The following is a 16,566-nucleotide window of genomic DNA, read 5'->3' as shown; positions in this document are numbered from 1 at the left end:
GCTGCGCCTCATGTTCTGGTCCTCTCAGTGGGCCAGAACGAACTTCAATCTGGATTAGCCAGGAGGGGCAACGTCACTCTCCAGTCTCAAATCTTCGTAAGTGGAAGACAAAAAAACCTGATAGCGAACTTGAGGAATCATCGTACCGCCAGCCGCCTCCCGCTACGCCAACATTAGCTTACCGAAAACAGGGGACAAATCCACTTGCCCCCTGTCACACTCTCTTCCGACCATTTCCGCAACCGCCGCTCCGACAAGCTAACCGCGATGCGTGCTCACGTCGCGTCGCTCTTCAGCAGCAAGCCAAGGTGCAGCTTATTGCTCGCCGAACTTGGAAGGAGAAAAGGTAGGTAGAGTTCTGGCCTCACCCTTACCTACCGTCGAGCCACGCCTTCGGCTGCCGCACGTCGGTAACGACCGTACGGTGGCGAGAAGTGTTGCGGGTGGAGATCGCTCCTACACTGGGCTCCTGGCAATCGGCCGGAGTGGAAGGAGGACAAATTTAGAATGGGAGTTCGCGATTCGACGCCCCGGTGTTCCGGCCCCTCACCCCGCCAGCGCGACGGCTCCGGTGTCGCTGGCGGCGGCCATCTCCGCCTCCGTACGCTTGCGGAAGCGTACCATGGTGTACATGCCCAGCCCCACGTCGCGCTTGATCGGCAGGTCGACCGAGCCGTTGCGCACCGCCCAGTTGTGCAGGCGGGCGAACTGGAATTCGGGGCGCCAGCCGAGCTTGCGCGCCTTGCGGGCGAACCACTTCTCGAAGGCCGCGCGCGGGCCGTCCTCGGCGCCGAGATGATTGACGAGGATGATTTCGCCGCCGGGCTTCAGCACGCGGGCCATCTCGTCCAGCGTCTCCTCCGGGTGCGGCACCACGGTGATGACGAACTGGGCGATCACCACGTCGAAGGAATTGTCGGCGAAGCCCATATGGGCGCCGTCCATCAGCACCAGCCCCTCGACATGGGAGAGGCCTTCCTTCTCCACCCGCTCGCGGGCCTTCTGGAGCATGGGCTCGGAGATGTCGACGCCGACGAGGCGGTTGCTGCGCCGATAGCTCGGCAGGGCGATGCCGGTGCCGACGCCGAATTCGAGGATGCGCCCGCCGATGCGTTCCGCGGCCTTGATCGCCGCCTTGCGGCCGGCCTCGAAGACGGCGCCGAACACCACGTCATAGACGGGCGCCCAGCGGGCATAGGCTTCTTCAACAGTGGCGCGGTCGAGATCGGTCGTCACGGAAGTTCCCCCTGCCTGCTCATGCCCAGTCGCCCGTCAATGTCAACGCACGCGATTCGGTTCACGCCGATCTTGCCATCATCTCCACATCGCGTGTCAGCGCCGTGAAGGGCTGCGCCGCGCGGCGGATCACCCCGCCGCCGAGCAACCGTGCCGCCGCGCCGCCGTCCTCGTAGAAAACGCAGGCCTGCCCCGGCGCCACGCCCTCCTCCGCCACATGCAGCCGCACCTCGATGCCGCCATCGGCGGAGCGGCCGAGATGGCCGGCCGCCGGCGCGCGCGCCGAGCGCACCTTCACATGGATCTCGCGCTCGTTCGCCGCCGCCTCGTCGAGGGGCTCGTCGCCGAGCCAGTTCACCTCGTCGATGCGGATCGCCGCGACGCCGAGCGCCGCACGCGGGCCGACCACCACCCGCCGGTGCACCGCGTCGATGCCGACCACATAGAGCGGCTCGGAGGCGGCGATGCCGAGGCCCTTGCGCTGCCCGATGGTGTAGCGCATCACCCCGGCATGGCGGCCGAGCACGCGCCCGTCCAGATGCACGATCTCGCCCGGCTCCGCCGCCTCGGGGCGCAGCTTCTCGACGATGGCGGTGTAGTGTCCGTTCGGCACGAAGCAGATGTCCTGGCTATCCGGCTTGTCCGCCACCTTCAGCCCGAAGCCCTCAGCGAGCGCCCGCACCTCCGGCTTGGTGGTCTCGCCGAGCGGGAAGCGCAGCAGGTCGATCTGCGCCTGCGTGGTGGCGTAGAGGAAGTAGCTCTGGTCGCGGCTCTCGTCGAGCGGACGGAACAGGGCGCGCCGCCCGCCCGGCAGCGCCCGGCTGGTGACGTAATGGCCGGTGGCGAGAATATCGGCGCCGAGGTCGCGCGCGGTCTCCAGCAGGTCGCGGAACTTCACGGTGCGATTGCAGTCGACGCAGGGAATCGGCGTCTCGCCCGCCGCATAGGCATCGGCGAAGCGCTCGATCACCGCGTGGCGGAAGCGGCTCTCGTAGTCGAGCACGTAATGGGGAATGCCCAGCTTCTCGGCCACCGTGCGCGCGTCGTAGATGTCCTGCCCCGCGCAGCAGGCGCCCGGGCGATGGTGCATCGCCTCGCCATGGTCGTAGAGCTGCAGCGTCACGCCCACCACGTCGTAGCCGGCCTGTGCGTAGAGCGCTGCCACGACGGAGGAATCCACGCCGCCCGACATGGCCACGACGACGCGCGTCTGGCTGGCGGGACGGGAGGTGTCATCGAGACGGATCATGGGCCCGGTATGGCAAGGGGGAGAGGAAGGCGCGGACGTCCCTATATAGGGCACGATGGCGCGTCTATGAACCCATGCCGGCGCGATGGGCCATGAACCCCGCGTTAACGCCTTAAGCGGCGAGTAACGACCCTACCGCAGTGCGGCCACGACAGTGCTGCCGTTGCGATAGCAACCGTAAACAAAGTCCTGCGCAAATATTAACGTATCGGCAAACAATTCGCGGTCACCGCTACGTGATTCGCTTAGGGAAATATTTAAAGCTCACCAGATATGCTGCCTGCATTGGTCGTGTGTATTGAGTGAGCGTAACATGACAGAGCCCTACCGCCCGAGGGTTAAATATGTAATCGGGCCGGACGGAAGTCCGCTGACCATTGCCGATCTGCCCCCGCCGAACACACGGCGCTGGGTCATTCGTCGCAAGGCGGAAGTCGTCGCGGCCGTGCGCGGCGGGCTCCTCAGTCTCGAGGAAGCCTGCAAGCGCTATACTTTGACCACCGAGGAGTTTCTCTCCTGGCAGGCCTCCATCGACCGTCACGGTCTCGCCGGCCTGCGCACCACGCGCATCCAGCAGTATCGGCAGTAAGGCGGCAGGCCCTTCTGCACTGACGATGAGGCCGGGGATGACCCGGCCTTTTTCGTCATCAAGATCAGCCGTCATCCCGGCCGCAGCCCGAAGGGCGGAGAGCCGGGATCGCCAGCCAATGATTGCGCGATCCCGCTTCGGCCTCTGGCCGCCCGGGATGACGATGAAAGCGACGCTCAGAGTCCCCACCTCAGCGCTCCAGCGCCGCGAGATAATCGCGCCACGTCAGCGTAAACGGTGCATAGCGGCCGGGGTACATGTGCTCCCTCACCTGCTTTAACGACATAAGCTGGTGATCCTGCGAAGTGACGTCCATCAGCTCGGCTTCTGCATCAAGCCTCCGGATGTAGCCACGGCGACGCGCCGGCGGCTCGATCGTCTCAATTGTCCAAGGGTGAAGATTTATCAAAATAAATTCGTCGACAATAATCGTCACGATTGGATCCATGATCATGTCGGCAAGGCAAACCTCGACCCGGTCGATGCCGTCGATCGCGCGAATGAACTGAGACGGGCGCGAACGCGCATTGAGGCCATCAAGCTCAAGCAGGAGATTTGGTGCGAGGCGCCGCGCCTTCTTGCGCAGACGCCATCCGCTGCCGATCTCCATAGAGTTAAGATACGACGGCGCTCCCTCGGGCTGGTCAAAGTTGAGTTCGAGGTTGTGGTAGATCCAGTAGGGCTGCTGCGTCGCATGCGGCGCCGCCTCCCCGAGCGTCTTGAACGGCTCTCCCAGAAGGGCGGCGACCTCCTCCATCGTCGCGCCGGGACGAACCGGGCCGAGGCAGCCGGTATTCAGGAAATCGACGAGCGACGCGCGGATCATGGCGCAGCATAGCCGGCGCGGTGTCCCTTCGTCCTCCCGCTCAGCCGAGCCGTTCCAGAAAATCCGCCAGCGCCGCGCCGGCGGTCTCCACCGCTCCGACATTGAGCACGGTGAGGTCCGGCGGGGCGTCGAGCGCCGGCTCGCGCTTCAGCCGGGCCAGCACGTCCTCCGCGCTCTCGCGCCCCCGCGCGGCAATGCGCGCGGCCAGCAGTTCCGGCGGCGCCGTCACATGCACCACCTTCAGCCGTGCGAAGCGGGCGCGGGCTTCCGCCAGCGCGGCACGCGAGCCATTGGCGACCACGATGCGCCCGGCAGCGATCTCCTGCACCACTTCCTCGCCCAGCGCGTAGCTGAGGCCATTGGCCTGCCAGTGCAGCGGAAAGCAGCCCTGCGCGAGTTCGCGGGCGAAGGCGGCGTCGTCGAGGCTCACATGGTTCTCGGTCGCGTCGGTCGGGCGGGTGATCCGCCGGCGCGCGAAGCAGATGTCCGCCCGCCCCTCCAGACGCGCGCGGGCATAGGCGATGAGCGTGTCCTTGCCGGCGCCGGAGGGGCCGACGACGAGCACCAGCAGGCCGGGGCCATAGGGCGGCGCCAGCCTCTCGATCACATCCGCCTGCGTGCCGGCCTCGCCTTCGCTCACGCGATCCTCTCCCCGTCCCGCCACACCGCGCGCGCCACCGGCGCCGGCCCGGCATCGGCGACGCGGATGAAATCGGCCTTCAGCCCCGGCGCCAGCCGGCCCCGGTCTCCGAGCCCCGCCGCGTCGGCCGGGTTGGCGCTGACCATGCGCACCGCGCCGGCGAGGTCGATGCCCTCCACCAGCCCCGGCAGCGCGAAGGCGGCGAGCAGCAGGCTGCCCGGCACGTAGTCGGACGACAATATGTCGAGCACGCCGCGTCGCGCGAGGCCGGCGGCGGCGACATTGCCGGTGTGCGAGCCGCCGCGCACCACATTCGGCGCGCCCATCAGCACGCGGATGCCAGCGCCGTGCGAGGCGTCGGCGGCGCCGTCCGTGGTGGGGAATTCGGCGATGGCCACGCCGTCACCGATGGCTTCGGTGACATGGGCGTCGGTAGCGTCGTCATGGCTCGCCAGCACGACGCCCCGCGCGCGGGCGAGCTCGACGATGCGCGCCCGGTTGCTGCGGGCATGGCGGGCGTGCGCCTCCAGCCGGTCGGCGACGACGATGTCCATCTCGGCGTCGCTCATGCCGCTCTTCTTCTTGTAGTAGCTGCGGAACTGCTCGACGGTGAGAAACTGGCGCTGGCCGGGGGTATGGTCCATCAGCGAGATGAGGCGCACATCGGCGCTCTCCATCAGCGCCAGCGTCTCCTCCACCACGCCGTCCGCCGCCACCTCGCAGCGCAGATGCACATGGTGCTCCGCACGCAGCAGGCCGGCCCGAGAGGCCTCGCGCAGCGTCGCCGCCAGCAGCGGGGCGTCGCCGTCCATGCCGACGGCGCGCTTGTCGGGCCAGACGCGCAGCGAATCGAAGACGGTGGTGATGCCGGAAGCGGCGATCTGCGCGTCATAGGCCGTCACCGCCGCGAAGGCGTTCCACGTCACGCGCGGACGTGGATAGAGGTGCCCTTCCACATGGTCGGTGTGCAGTTCGACGAAGCCCGGCAGGAGGTAGTCGCCGGCAAGGTTGAGCGCCGAGCGTGGCGCGGTACCCTCGCCGATCTCGGCGATCCGCCCGTCGCGGACGACGAGATGGCCGGGGCGCACCTCGTCCTCCAGCACCAGCCGCGCATTGGCGTAGACCGTCTCGTTCATGCCGCCGCCCGCCCGAAGCTGGTGACGTCGATCACCCGGTCGCACACCGCCTCGCGCACCTCGGTGTCGTGGAAGATGCCGAGAATGCCGACGCCGGCGCGCTTCTTCTCCTCGATCAGTTCCACCACCACGCCGCGGTTGGCCGCGTCCAGCGAGGCGGTCGGCTCGTCCATCAGCAGGAGCGGGCGATGGGCGATCAGCCCGCGCGCGATGTTCACGCGCTGCTGCTCGCCGCCCGAGAAGGTGGCCGGCGGCAATTGCCAAAGCCGCTCCGGCAGGTTCAGCCGCGCCAGCAGCGCGCCGGCGCGTGCGCGCGCCTGCGCCACCGGCACGCCGTCATGCACCAGAGGCTCGGCCACCACGTCGAGCGCGCCGACGCGCGGGATGACGCGCAGGAACTGGCTGACATAGCCCATGGTGGTGTCGCGCAGCTTGATCAGCCGGCGCGGCGCGGTGGTGGCCACGTCGACGGTCTCCTCGCCGTCGCGCACCCGGATGGCGCCCGCGTCGACACGGTAATTGCCATAGACCATCTTCAGCAGCGAGCTCTTGCCCGCGCCCGAGGGGCCGCCCAGCGCGACGCATTCGCCTGCGTGGAGGTCGAAGCCGGCGCCCTCGACCACCGGCAGCTTCGCGCCCTCGCGCAGATGCAGGATGAAGGTCTTGGCGACGCCGGAGACTTCAAGGATGGGTTCGCTCATCTGACTTCTCCCCTGCCGCATTCACCGCCCCACGCACCGTCATGGCCGGGCTTGACCCGGCCATCCACGCCTTGGGCCGGAAACAGGAAGGCGTGGATGCCCGGGTCGAGCCCGGGCATGACGTCGTTCTGTGTGAAGCCGATCGTCACAAGGCTCATCTCGCGCCTCACGCCGCCAGCACCGAGGAAACGAGCAACTGCGTATAGGGCTCGCGCGGGTCGTCGAGCACCTGGTCGGTCAGCCCGGTCTCGATCACCCCCCCCTGCCGCATCACCACCATGCGGTGCGACAGCAGCCGGGCCACGGCGAGGTCATGGGTGACGATGATCACGGCGAGGCCGAGCTCGGCCACCAGCTGGCGGATGAGGTCGAGCAGGCGCGCCTGCACCGAGACGTCGAGCCCGCCGGTCGGCTCGTCCATGAAGACGAGGCGCGGGCGGGTCACGAGGTTGCGGGCGATCTGCAGGCGCTGGCGCATGCCGCCGGAGAAGGCGCGGGGGTCGTCGTCGATGCGGTCGCCGGCGATCTCGACCTTGCCGAGCCAGTCCAGCGCCTCCTCGCGGATATTGCCGTAGTGGCGCCAGCCCACCGCCATCAGCCGCTCGCCGACATTGCCGCCGGCCGAGACCGCCATGCGCAGCCCGTCCGCCGGGTTCTGCCGCACAAAGCCCCAGTCGGTGCGCATCAGCAGGCGCCGCTCGGCCGCGCCGAGGCTGGCGAGGTCCGCCAGCCGGCCGTCGCGCATGCGATAGGAGACACGCCCGGCGCTGGGATCGAGCTCGGTGGAGAGCAGGCCGAGCAGGGTCGACTTGCCCGAGCCGCTCTCGCCCACCACCGCCAGCACCTCGCCGGGATAGACCTCCAGCGAGACGTCGCGGCAGCCGATGCGCGGGCCGTAGTTCTTGGAGAGTCCCTCGGCGACGAGAAGGGGTTGTTCGGTCATGACGCGTCTCCCTCGCGGCCGCTTTCCACCGGAACACCGTCATGGCCGGACTTGACCCGGCCATCCACGCCTTGGACCGGATGCCCCGGCGGAACCGCGTGGATGCCCGGATTGAGTCCGGGCATGACGTCGCTTGAGGCGGATTCGGCCGGCACCCCCATTTCCCCCCGGTGCCCCGCCTCCTGCCGCGTGTTGCAATAGTCGGTGTCCGAGCAGACGAACATGCGCCCGCCCCTGTCGTCGAGGATCACCTCGTCGAGATAGACCCCGGTCGCCGCGCAGAGCGCGCACGGTTTGGCGAATTTCTGCACCCGGAAGGGATGATCCTCGAAATCGAGCGAGCGCACCTTTGTGTGCGGCGGGATGGCGTAGATGCGCTTCTCGCGCCCCGCGCCGAAGAGCTGCAAGGCCGGGCAGTCGTCGAGCTTGGGATTGTCGAATTTGGGGATCGGCGACGGGTCCATCACATAGCGGCCCGCCACTTCCACCGGATAGGCGTAGGTGGTGGCGATGTGGCCGTGGCGGGCGATGTCCTCGTAGAGCTTCACATGCATGAGGCCGTATTCGGCCAGCGCGTGGAGCTGGCGCGTCTCGGTCTCGCGCGGTTCTAGGAAGCGCAGCGGCTCGGGGATCGGCACCTGATAGACGAGGATCTGATTCTCCCCCAGCGCCGTCTCCGGCACGCGGTGGCGGGTCTGGATGATGGTCGCCTCGGTGGTGGAGGTGGTGGTCGCCACCCCCGCGGTCTTCTCGAAGAAGCCACGGATGGCGACGGCGTTGGTGGTGTCGTCGGCGCCCTGGTCGATCACTTTGAGCACGTCGTCGCGGCCGAGCACGGCGGCCGTCACCTGCACGCCCCCCGTTCCCCAGCCATAGGGCATGGGCATCTCGCGGGCGGCAAACGGCACCTGATAGCCGGGAATGGCGATCGCCTTGAGGATCGCCCGGCGGATCATCCGCTTGGTCTGCTCGTCGAGATAGGCGAAGTTGTAGGTGATCTCCGGCATGCCGCCGATGGCTTGGGTGTTCATTCCGCCGCCTCCTTCAGTCCGGCTTCGCGGCGCTCCTCCTCGTGCTCGGCGCGCATGCGGCGCACGAGATCGAGCTCGGCCTGGAAGTCCACGTAATGCGGCAGCTTCAGGTGCTCGACGAAGCCGGTCGCCTGCACGTTGTCGCAGTGGGAGAGCACGAATTCCTCGTCCTGCGCCGGGGCGCCGGGCTCCTCACCCAGTTCCTGCCAGCGCAGCGCCCGCTCGACGAGCGCCATCGACATCGCCTTGCGCTCGCACTGGCCAAAGACGAGGCCGTAGCCGCGCGTGAACTGCGGCGGCGTGGTCGCCGAACCCTTGAACTGGTTCACCGTCTGGCACTCGGTGATCTGCACCGTGCCGAGGGAGAGCTCGAAGCCGAGTTCCGGCGCCTCGAAGATCACCTCGACATCGCCGAAGCGGATCTCGCCGACGAAGGGGTGCGAGCGGGCATAGCCGCGCTGGGTGGAATAGCCGAGCGCCAGCAGATAGCCCTCGTCGCCGCGCGCCAGCGCCTGCAGCCGGGTCGAGCGGTCGACCGGAAAGCTCACCGGCGCGCGGGTGAGGTCGAAGGGCTCGGTGCCGTCATCCTCCGGCGCGCCCTCGATCAGCCCTTCGCGGCCGAGCAGGTCGGTCACGCGCGGCATGGGCTCCGCTTCGACGGATGTCTCCGGCTGCGTGGCCGGGGCATGTCCCTCATGTCCCTCACCGCCAACACCGCCCTGACCGAGAGAGGTGTCTAGCAACCTGTGCGTGTAGTCGAAGGTGGGGCCGAGAAGCTGGCCGCCCGGCAGGTCCTTGTAGGTCGCCGAGACACGCCGGCGCACCTGCATCCCGGCCGTGTCGAGCGGCTTCGCATAGCCGAAGCGCGGCAGGGTGGTGCGGAAGGCGCGGATGAGGAAGATCGCCTCGATGAGGTCGCCGCGCGCCTGCTTCACCGCCAGCGCCGCCAGCTCGACATCGTAGAGCGAGCCTTCCGCCATCACCCGGTCGACCGCGAGGGTGAGCTGCTGGGCGATCTGGTCGAGCCCGATGGAGGGCAGATTCCTGTTTCCCCGCCGACGCTTGGCGAGCAGCGCATGCGCGTTGCGGATCGCCTTCTCGCCGCCCTTGGCCGCCACATACATCGGCTCAGCCCTCCCACACGGTCACGGAACGCGGCAGCCCGGCGACCCCGCCCGATCCCGCCAGCAGAAGATCGACGCCGAGCGGGAACAGCGCCCGGTTCGTCGTCATGCGCGCGGCGAAATCCGCCGGCAGCGGCGTCGCGCCGAAGCTCGCGCGCGCCTCGATCCCCGGCCCTTCCAGCAGGAGGCCACCACCGGTGAAGTGCTCCACCTGCACGATGAGCGTTGCGGAAGCGTCGGGATATTCCGGGGTGCCCTGCGCGAAGACGGCGAAGTCGGGCATCGCCATCGGCTCGGCGATCAGGGCGAAACGCGCCTCGGCGGGATCGGCGACGATGGTCGCGCCGGTGTGGAAGCGCAGGAATTCCGCCACCGCCGGCATCGCGGCCAGCGCCTCGTCGAGCCAGATCGGCGTCTCGTAGTCGCACAGCGCCAGCGCCAGCGCCGCCGCCTCGGGGATGAGCGGCGCGGGCGGAGCGAGACCGGCGTCGAGCACTTCGACCCGGCCGGGCCGCGACAGCGCCCACATGGCGGCGCGGAAGGTCGCCTGCGCGCCGTCGACGGGATCGGAAAAGCCGGTTGCGAGAGCCTGTGCGGACATTCAGTCCTCCCCGCGCACGAGGGTGAAGAAGTCGACCTTGGTGGCGGCCGTCTCGGCCCGCAGCCGCACGGCCTCCTCGGCGAGCCGCGCGCGGATGGGGTCAAGCGCCTCGTCCACCGCCGGCCGGCGCGTCGCGTCCTGCCACAGCGCGTCGAGAACCGCCGCCTTGCGCGCCGCCGAGGCATCGCGCCCCAAACGGTAGGCGAAGCCGGTGGCGCCACCTTCCAGCCGCACCGCCGCGCGGGCAACGGTCGCCTCGCCGAGATTGAAGGGCGCGCCGTCGCCCCCCGTGCGTCCGCGCAGCATGACGAGGCCGATCTCCGGCGGGCGCAGATCGGCGCTAGCAGGCACCGGCGCCAGCCGTGCCAGCATTGCGTCGAGCTCGCCCGATTCGGCCCGCGCGAGCAGCGCCATGGCGCTTTGCCGTCCGGCCGGCGGGGCGTTGCCGTCGGTGGAATGTGTGAGGGAAGGCTGCATCTGGGGATCCGCGCCGCACGGGCCGTGAAGGCCGTTTACTTTTCGGCGGATTTGTATATTCATCTATACAAATAGGCAAGCACGGTTTTGCACCGGCGGGAAAAGATATGAGCGAGAGCGACGACAGCGCCGTGACAGAGCCTTCCCTCCCCGCGCCCGGCGAGGATGTCGCGCGCGGTACCGGCGTCGCCCTGTGGAAGCAGATCGCCGAGCGGATCGAGGCGGAAATCCTCGACGGCCGGCTTGCTGCCGGCGTGCGGCTGCCGACGGAGATGGAGCTTTCCGAGCGCTTCGGCGTGAACCGCCACACGCTGCGCCGCGCGCTGGCCGAGCTTGCCGAGAAGCGGCTGATCGAGGCGACTCCGGGCCGCGGCACCTTCGTGCGCGAGCCGCCGATCCGCTATCCCATCGGCCCGCGCACCCGCTTCTCCGAGATCGTCGCGCGCGAGGGCCGGGCGCCCAGCGGCCGGCTCACCGGCTCGCGCATCGAGCCCGCCAGCGCCGAGATCGCCGCCGCGCTTGGTCTTGCTCCCGGCACCGAGGTGCTGCGCGTCGACATCGTGCGCGAGGCTGACGGCGTGCCGCTCAATATCGGCTCGCACTGGTACGAGGCGGCCCGCTGCCGCGACCTGGACCTGCTGGTCGCCGCCACCGGCTCGGTGACGCGGGCGCTGGAGACGCTGGGGCTTGGCGACTACCGCCGGCTGGAAACCCGCATCACCGCCCGCCCCGCCGACGAGGAGGAGCGCCGCGAACTCAGCCTGCCGGCCGGGCGCACCGTTCTGGTGGTCGACGCGATCAACGGGGATGCGCAGCGCCGGCCGATCCAGTACTCACGGGCGCGCTTCGCTGCCGACCGCGTGCAGCTCGTCGTGAAGAACTGAAGAACGGACAGGAACCGCCATGGCCCGCATCGCCTCGGTCGAACAGCTGCGCACCCTCTACGCCGAGCCGCGCGAGCGCAGCCGTCGCAAGGTGCTGCCGGCGCTCGACATCCATTGCCGCAGCTTCATCGGCCTCTCCCCGCTGGTCATGCTGGCGAGCTTCGGCGCCGATGGCCGCGCCGACGTGACGCCCCGCGGCGACGCGCCCGGCTTCGTCGGCATCGAGGATGCCGGCACGCTGCTGATCCCGGACCGCCCCGGCAACAACCGGCTGGACACGCTGACCAATCTGCTGGCCAATCCGGCGGTCGGTCTTCTGTTTCTCATTCCCGGCGTCGACGAGACGCTGCGCATCAACGGCCGCGCCGAGATCCGCGACGATACCGAACTGCTGGAACGCTTCGTGGTGGACGGACGCGCTCCCGTCACCGTGCTCCGCGTCCGGGTTCAGGAAGCCTATCTGCACTGCGCGAAGGCCTTCATGCGTTCGCGCGCCTGGAACCCGGCCGCCCAGCTTCCGCGCGAGCGCCTGCCGAGCATGGGCGAGATGCTGCGCGACCAGCTCGGCCTCGCCACCGCCGAGACGCAGGCGGAAATGCTGGAGCGCTACCGCGCCACGCTCTACTGAGCCGCCTCAGGCCCCGCCCGGCGGCCAGATCACCTGCGGGCCGATATCGGCCAGCGTGCGGCAGCCGGTGAGCACCATCGCCACCTCGAACTCGCAGCGGAGCAGGTGCAGAACATGGGCGACGCCGGCGGGCCCGGCGACCGCCAGGGCGTAGAGGCAGGGCCGGCCAACCAGCACGGCCGAAGCGCCGAGCGCCAGCGCCTTCAGCACGTCGGTGCCGCGCCTGATCCCCCCGTCCATCAGCACCGGCACCCGCCCGGCCACCTGCCGGGCGACGAGGGGCAGCGCGTCGAGGCTGGCCGGCACCGTGTCGAGCACCCGCCCGCCATGGTTCGAGACGATGATGCCGTCCACGCCGTGGGCGATGGCCAGCTCGGCGTCCTGCGCCGTCATGATGCCCTTGAGCAGCAGCGGCAGCGTCGTCAGGCTGCGCAGCCAGGCTATGTCGTCCCACCGCGCCGCCACGTCGAGGAAGCCGCGGAACATCAGGCTCTCGCCCAGCGCCGCCTGCGCGACGTGGTCGGTGTGCAGGCCGCGCGTATTGGCGTGCTCGGAGAGTTTCGGCGCGCGATAGCCGGCCCGCTGCTCGCGGTTGCGCAGGCTGTGCACCGGCGCGTCCACCGTCACCACCAGCGCGCCATAGCCCGCCGCCTCGGCCCGCCGCACCAGATCGGCGGTGAAGCCGCGATCGTGCTGGATATAGAGCTGGAACCAGAGCGGCGTGCGCGCGGCCGCGGCGATCTCCTCCAGCGTCAGGTCGGATTCGGTGCTCGCCACCATGCCGGCGCGCGCCCCGCCCGCCCCCACCACGGTGGCGATCTCCGCCTCCGGCACGGCGAGGCGGTGATGGGCGGTCGGCGCGACGAGGATGGGATGGGCGAAGTCCTTCCCGAACAAGGTGAGCCCGGTGCCGCCGCCCTCGAAGCGGCCCAGCACGCGGGGGGCCAGCTTCACCCGCTCGAAGGCCTCGCGGTTCCAGCGGATGGTCGCCTCGTCCGCCGCCCCGCCGGCGTAATAGGCATAGGCGGCCGGGCTCAGCCGCGCGCGCGCGAGGGCCTCGTAATCGTCCGGCGCCACCACGCCGGGCGGGATCTCGTAGCTCGTCGACATGCCGTTTCCCGGCACGGCCGCGTGCTTCCCGGCGACGCGGCCACACCCTGTTCGCAGCTCCCCTGCCGCTTCATAATCGGTTCGCCCGGGACGTGCAGCATTGTTGAGCGGCGAACGGCCCATTAACCCGCCAGCGCTAGCATGTCGGCGGCGGCGTGTGCGCCGTGAAGGGGCTGGGAACGGGGAAGCGGGGCGGATGGACGAGGGCGAGAGCTATCGCGGCGATACGCCCGGCCTGTCGCTGCGCGATGCGCTGCGGGTGGCGCGGGTCGAGGCGGCCGAGCGCTCGGGCGTCATCGTCGAGCTGCGCGATGCGAGTCTGGCGCGTCTCTCCATGCTCAACGAACTGCTCGACCCCATCTTCGCCGAGGTGCCGCTGGAGCATGCCGACCTGTTCGACCGCGGCCTGATGCCCGGCGAGACGCCGCGCCTCTTCGTCGACATGGTGGCGCATGTCACGCTCGGCCGCGACCGCCGCACCTTCCGCTTCCTGCAGGACACCCGCTCGGGCCGGCGGGTGCTGGCCGAGAGCACCAATCCCAACGATATCGTGGACGCCGTGACGCGCTACATCGCCCGCCGGCTGATCGCCCGCGAACAGGCCCTGGTCGCCGTCGCCCTGCCGCCGGAGGCCGAGCCGCATCCGGCACCACACCATCCCGCACCGCATCATCCCGCACCGCAGGAGGCCGCGCCCGCGACCGGCAGCCACCGCACCGTGGCGCCGTTCCTGTTCGGCATTCTGGTCGGTGTGCTCGCCATGCTGGCTCTGGCGCTGGCCGCGCCCGAACTGATCGCCCGCTGACGCGCTATCCCGCGCTGACGGCCTGCGAGAGCACGCGTACCGTGCGCGTCGCCACGCTCGCGTCGCCGCTCTGGAAACCGCGCGCCTCCAGCGTGCAGCGCCAGGGAAAGGACGCATCAGGCACCCGCTCGATACGGTAGAGATGGTAGCCGCCCGGCCAGTGGCGGTCCTCCGGCCCGGCGGCGAAGGACGGCGCCTCCACCACCGGGATGAGACCGGAATTCGGCCCCGGCAGCATCTCGACCATCGGCACGTGATCGTGGCCGCAAATCACCAGCTCGGCGCCATGGCGGGCGAGCAGCGCGCGCACCGCCTCCTCGTCGATCAGCCGCTTGTTGGCGGCGCGCCGTCCGCAGGGCGGGTGGTGGATCAGCACCACGCGGAACAGCCCTTCCGCCGCCAGTTCGTCCAGCACACGGCCCAACCGCTCGCGCTGCTCGCGCCCGACCTTGCCCGTCGCCATGAAGGGATGGGTGGGAATGGCGCTGGAGACGCCGACCAGCGCCACCTGCCCGCGCCGGCGCACAAAGGGAAAGGCGCTCTCGGCGGTAACGTCGCCGTTCACCCCGTCGCCGCGCATGTAGTCGCCCCAGTTGAGCAGCGAGTGATGGGCGGTGGAGCGCACATAGGCATCATGATTGCCGGGAACGACGGTTACGTCGCTCCCCTCGCCGAGCGATCTGAGGAAGTTCAGCCCGGTGGCGAATTCGGCGGCGAGGCCGACATTCACCAGGTCCCCCGTCACCGCGATATGGTCGGGGGCCATCGCCTTGATGTCGGCTACCAGCAGGTCGATGGTGGCGATGTTGAAGCGGTGCTGACGCCCGCGCCGCCAGTTGATGACGCCGAGCGCCCGCTTGCCGGCGAGCTCAGCGAAGCGCGCGCGAGGCAGCGGTCCCAGATGGGCGTCGGTGACATGGGCGAGAACGAACACGAGGGCTTCCTTATCAGCCCCGGCCGGATGAAGGAAGGCGCGCGGGCCGATGCCGGGAGCCCGCCGACGCCGATGCCGCCCACCCGCCGCCTGCTGGTGCGCCTCATCCACGCCTGGGGGCGCCTCACCCGTTCGGTGACGCTCGGCGTGCGCGCGGTGGTGATCGACGAGGCCGGCAACGTCCTGTTGCTGCGCCACAGCTACGTGCCCGGCTGGCACCTGCCGGGCGGCGCGGTCGACCCCGGCGAGAGCGCCGAGGCGGCGGTGATCCGCGAGCTTCACGAGGAGACGGCGGTTACGCCCCTCGCCCCGCCGCGCCTGCACGGCCTTATGCTCAACCGGCATCTGGCCGCGCGCGACCATGTGGCGGTCTATGTGGTGACGCACTTCGCCCAGGGCGTTCCCCGCGTGCCGAACCGCGAGATCGTCGAGATCGGCTTCTTTCCACCCGACGCGCTGCCGGAGGACACCTCGCCGGCAACCCGTCGACGCATCGAGGAAGTGCTGGCCGGCGCTCCGGTAGCAGCGCATTGGTGAGGTCCTCGGTGAGAGGGGCAGCCTGCGGCAGGCCGGCGGCCATCGTGAGGAGGGGCAGGCGGGTGTGATGGCGGGTGTGGGCGCGGCGCCATTCTCCATGTGCAAGGGTCCTGTCGGCGGCCATTCCCGCCTTGACACCCCCCGGCCCGCTTCCTTATATCGCGCCACTCTCGCGCCGGCCCTGCCGGTGCGTCGTGGCGGGGTAGCTCAGCTGGTTAGAGCACGGGAATCATAATCCTGGGGTCGGGGGTTCAAGTCCCTCTCCCGCTACCACTTAACACCTCATCTTGAGACGCAGAGCGTAACGGCGCTGGACGGCGACAGTTCGCAACTGGGAACCGCCGTCGCAGGACGGGGTTGGTGACGCACACCCGAAAGGAGCGTCACCATGGACCACAGTACGCATGTGCGCCTTCTCCCCTCCGATCTCACCGAGGACGTGCTGAAAGGCGCGACCATCTATGGGCCGGACGACGAGAAGATCGGCACGGTCTCGCACACGCACGGCGTCGGCGCCGGCAGCATGGTGGTGATCGACGTCGGCGGCTTTCTCGGCATCGGCTCCAAGCCTGTCTCAGTGCCGGCCGCCGACCTCGATTTCATGCGCGGCGAGGAAGCCGAGGTGCACGCCGTCACCAGTTGGACCAAGGACCAGCTCAAGGACATGCCCGGCCATTACGACTGATGCGCGGCGCTCCCCATGGGCGGCCACCAACCTTATGGGCGCGCGTGGAACGGAAGCCGCCCGGCAGGGTTAGCCCCGCAGAAATTGGACCCGCAAAGAGCGAGGAGCGGTGAGATGGTAGAAGTAGCGATGTTCGCGGTCGCGGGCGGTTTCCTGACCCTTATCGGACTGGAAGCCGAGCGTGTGCTGAGCGACCGGCGGTAGAGGACGGTCGCGGGCGCTGTGTCGAGGGGCCGGCGGGGTCGCCGCCAGACCTCATGCATGGGCCCTCGCGCGCCGGCCCTGGGCGTCGGATGCGCCGGCCTCGCGCGCCGCCCCTGGGCATCAGCCCTCGCGCGCCGGCCCTCGCGCGTCGGCCCTTTTGCGCCGGCTGCCTGTCAGAACTTCCAGTCGAGGGTTCCGCGGACGGCCTGGTCGGTGGCGCCGTCGC

19 protein-coding genes, 1 tRNA gene and 1 pseudogene are annotated in these 16,566 nt (G+C 69.5%); 7 read left to right on the top strand and 14 right to left on the bottom strand.

Features of this window, described 5'->3' with window-relative positions; translation table 11 throughout:
• Positions 1–546: 546 nt before the first annotated feature.
• Both MWN33_RS18930 and mnmA read right to left on the bottom strand, forming a co-directional pair.
• Positions 547–1,236, bottom strand: coding sequence for a class I SAM-dependent methyltransferase (locus tag MWN33_RS18930; RefSeq protein WP_247202611.1), 690 nt, complete (start codon positions 1,234–1,236; stop codon positions 547–549).
• 61 nt (positions 1,237–1,297) lie between these two features.
• Positions 1,298–2,485 carry a tRNA 2-thiouridine(34) synthase MnmA gene (mnmA, locus tag MWN33_RS18925; protein WP_247202610.1) on the bottom strand — a complete coding sequence of 396 codons (1,188 nt, stop codon included), beginning with the start codon at positions 2,483–2,485 and terminating at the stop codon, positions 1,298–1,300.
• A gap of 313 nt (positions 2,486–2,798) precedes the next feature.
• Between mnmA and sciP the strand changes: the two genes are divergently transcribed.
• Positions 2,799–3,074 carry a CtrA inhibitor SciP gene (gene sciP, locus MWN33_RS18920; RefSeq protein WP_144342224.1) on the top strand — a complete coding sequence of 92 codons (276 nt, stop codon included), beginning with the start codon at positions 2,799–2,801 and terminating at the stop codon, positions 3,072–3,074.
• A 190-nt stretch (positions 3,075–3,264) separates the two neighbouring features.
• Here the strand turns inward: sciP and MWN33_RS18915 are convergent, their stop codons facing one another.
• From MWN33_RS18915 to phnG, 10 genes and pseudogenes are all read right to left on the bottom strand, one after another.
• Positions 3,265–3,900 carry a hypothetical protein gene (locus MWN33_RS18915; RefSeq protein ID WP_247202609.1) on the bottom strand — a complete coding sequence of 212 codons (636 nt, stop codon included), beginning with the start codon at positions 3,898–3,900 and terminating at the stop codon, positions 3,265–3,267.
• 40 nt (positions 3,901–3,940) lie between these two features.
• Complete coding sequence (phnN, locus tag MWN33_RS18910; RefSeq protein WP_247202608.1) at positions 3,941–4,540, bottom strand: phosphonate metabolism protein/1,5-bisphosphokinase (PRPP-forming) PhnN; 600 nt, start codon at positions 4,538–4,540, stop codon at positions 3,941–3,943.
• Positions 4,537–5,676, bottom strand: coding sequence for an alpha-D-ribose 1-methylphosphonate 5-triphosphate diphosphatase (locus tag MWN33_RS18905; RefSeq protein WP_247202607.1), 1,140 nt, complete (start codon positions 5,674–5,676; stop codon positions 4,537–4,539). The genes phnN and MWN33_RS18905 overlap by 4 nt, the downstream gene beginning before the upstream one ends.
• Positions 5,673–6,377 (bottom strand): phosphonate C-P lyase system protein PhnL, encoded by a 705-nt coding sequence (phnL, locus tag MWN33_RS18900; protein ID WP_247202606.1) that lies wholly within the window; start codon positions 6,375–6,377, stop codon positions 5,673–5,675. The genes MWN33_RS18905 and phnL overlap by 4 nt, the downstream gene beginning before the upstream one ends.
• Positions 6,374–6,535 carry a hypothetical protein gene (locus MWN33_RS18895; RefSeq protein WP_247202605.1) on the bottom strand — a complete coding sequence of 54 codons (162 nt, stop codon included), beginning with the start codon at positions 6,533–6,535 and terminating at the stop codon, positions 6,374–6,376. Before MWN33_RS18895 ends, phnL begins: the two co-directional genes overlap by 4 nt.
• An 8-nt stretch (positions 6,536–6,543) precedes the next feature.
• On the bottom strand, positions 6,544–7,320 hold the full coding sequence (gene phnK, locus MWN33_RS18890; RefSeq protein ID WP_247202604.1) for a phosphonate C-P lyase system protein PhnK: 777 nt from the start codon (positions 7,318–7,320) through the stop codon (positions 6,544–6,546).
• Between the two features lie 161 nt (positions 7,321–7,481).
• A pseudogene (locus MWN33_RS18885) lies at positions 7,482–8,351 on the bottom strand (alpha-D-ribose 1-methylphosphonate 5-phosphate C-P-lyase PhnJ); the annotation flags it as partial.
• Positions 8,348–9,475 carry a carbon-phosphorus lyase complex subunit gene (locus tag MWN33_RS18880; protein WP_247202603.1) on the bottom strand — a complete coding sequence of 376 codons (1,128 nt, stop codon included), beginning with the start codon at positions 9,473–9,475 and terminating at the stop codon, positions 8,348–8,350. The pseudogene MWN33_RS18885 and the gene MWN33_RS18880, both read right to left, overlap by 4 nt.
• 4 nt (positions 9,476–9,479) lie before the next feature.
• Complete coding sequence (gene phnH / locus MWN33_RS18875; protein ID WP_247202602.1) at positions 9,480–10,076, bottom strand: phosphonate C-P lyase system protein PhnH; 597 nt, start codon at positions 10,074–10,076, stop codon at positions 9,480–9,482.
• Positions 10,077–10,553, bottom strand: a complete 477-nt coding sequence (phnG, locus tag MWN33_RS18870; RefSeq protein ID WP_247202601.1) for a phosphonate C-P lyase system protein PhnG — start codon at positions 10,551–10,553, stop codon at positions 10,077–10,079. It lies immediately after the preceding gene.
• Positions 10,554–10,660: 107 nt separating this feature from the next.
• Between phnG and phnF the strand changes: the two genes are divergently transcribed.
• On the top strand, positions 10,661–11,437 hold the full coding sequence (gene phnF, locus MWN33_RS18865; RefSeq protein WP_247202600.1) for a phosphonate metabolism transcriptional regulator PhnF: 777 nt from the start codon (positions 10,661–10,663) through the stop codon (positions 11,435–11,437).
• 19 nt (positions 11,438–11,456) lie between these two features.
• Positions 11,457–12,065, top strand: coding sequence for a pyridoxamine 5'-phosphate oxidase family protein (locus MWN33_RS18860; RefSeq protein WP_247202599.1), 609 nt, complete (start codon positions 11,457–11,459; stop codon positions 12,063–12,065).
• Positions 12,066–12,071: 6 nt separating this feature from the next.
• Here the strand turns inward: MWN33_RS18860 and MWN33_RS18855 are convergent, their stop codons facing one another.
• Positions 12,072–13,175 (bottom strand): alpha-hydroxy acid oxidase, encoded by a 1,104-nt coding sequence (locus MWN33_RS18855; protein WP_247202598.1) that lies wholly within the window; start codon positions 13,173–13,175, stop codon positions 12,072–12,074.
• 196 nt (positions 13,176–13,371) lie between these two features.
• Here MWN33_RS18855 and MWN33_RS18850 point away from each other — a divergent pair, with 196 nt between their 5' ends.
• A complete protein-coding gene (locus MWN33_RS18850; RefSeq protein ID WP_247202597.1) occupies positions 13,372–13,980 on the top strand; it encodes a hypothetical protein in 609 nt (202 codons plus the stop codon).
• 4 nt (positions 13,981–13,984) lie between these two features.
• On the opposite strand, the gene MWN33_RS18845 is transcribed toward MWN33_RS18850, so the two are convergent.
• Positions 13,985–14,914, bottom strand: a complete 930-nt coding sequence (locus MWN33_RS18845; RefSeq protein WP_247202596.1) for a metallophosphoesterase family protein — start codon at positions 14,912–14,914, stop codon at positions 13,985–13,987.
• Between the two features lie 72 nt (positions 14,915–14,986).
• On the opposite strand from MWN33_RS18845, the gene MWN33_RS18840 reads away from it, so the two are divergent.
• From MWN33_RS18840 to MWN33_RS18830, 3 genes are all read left to right on the top strand, one after another.
• A complete protein-coding gene (locus MWN33_RS18840) occupies positions 14,987–15,451 on the top strand; it encodes an NUDIX domain-containing protein (protein ID WP_247202612.1) in 465 nt (154 codons plus the stop codon).
• A 196-nt stretch (positions 15,452–15,647) separates the two neighbouring features.
• Positions 15,648–15,724 (top strand) — tRNA-Met (locus MWN33_RS18835).
• Positions 15,725–15,839: 115 nt separating this feature from the next.
• Positions 15,840–16,136, top strand: a complete 297-nt coding sequence (locus MWN33_RS18830) for a PRC-barrel domain-containing protein (protein WP_247202595.1) — start codon at positions 15,840–15,842, stop codon at positions 16,134–16,136.
• Positions 16,137–16,566: the final 430 nt, after the last annotated feature.

Origin of the sequence: Ancylobacter koreensis, assembly GCF_023016525.1 — a bacterium.
Lineage (GTDB): Bacteria > Pseudomonadota > Alphaproteobacteria > Rhizobiales > Xanthobacteraceae > Ancylobacter > Ancylobacter koreensis.
Note: the sequence above shows the minus strand (reverse complement) of the source record. Positions and strands in the feature narration are given on the sequence as shown.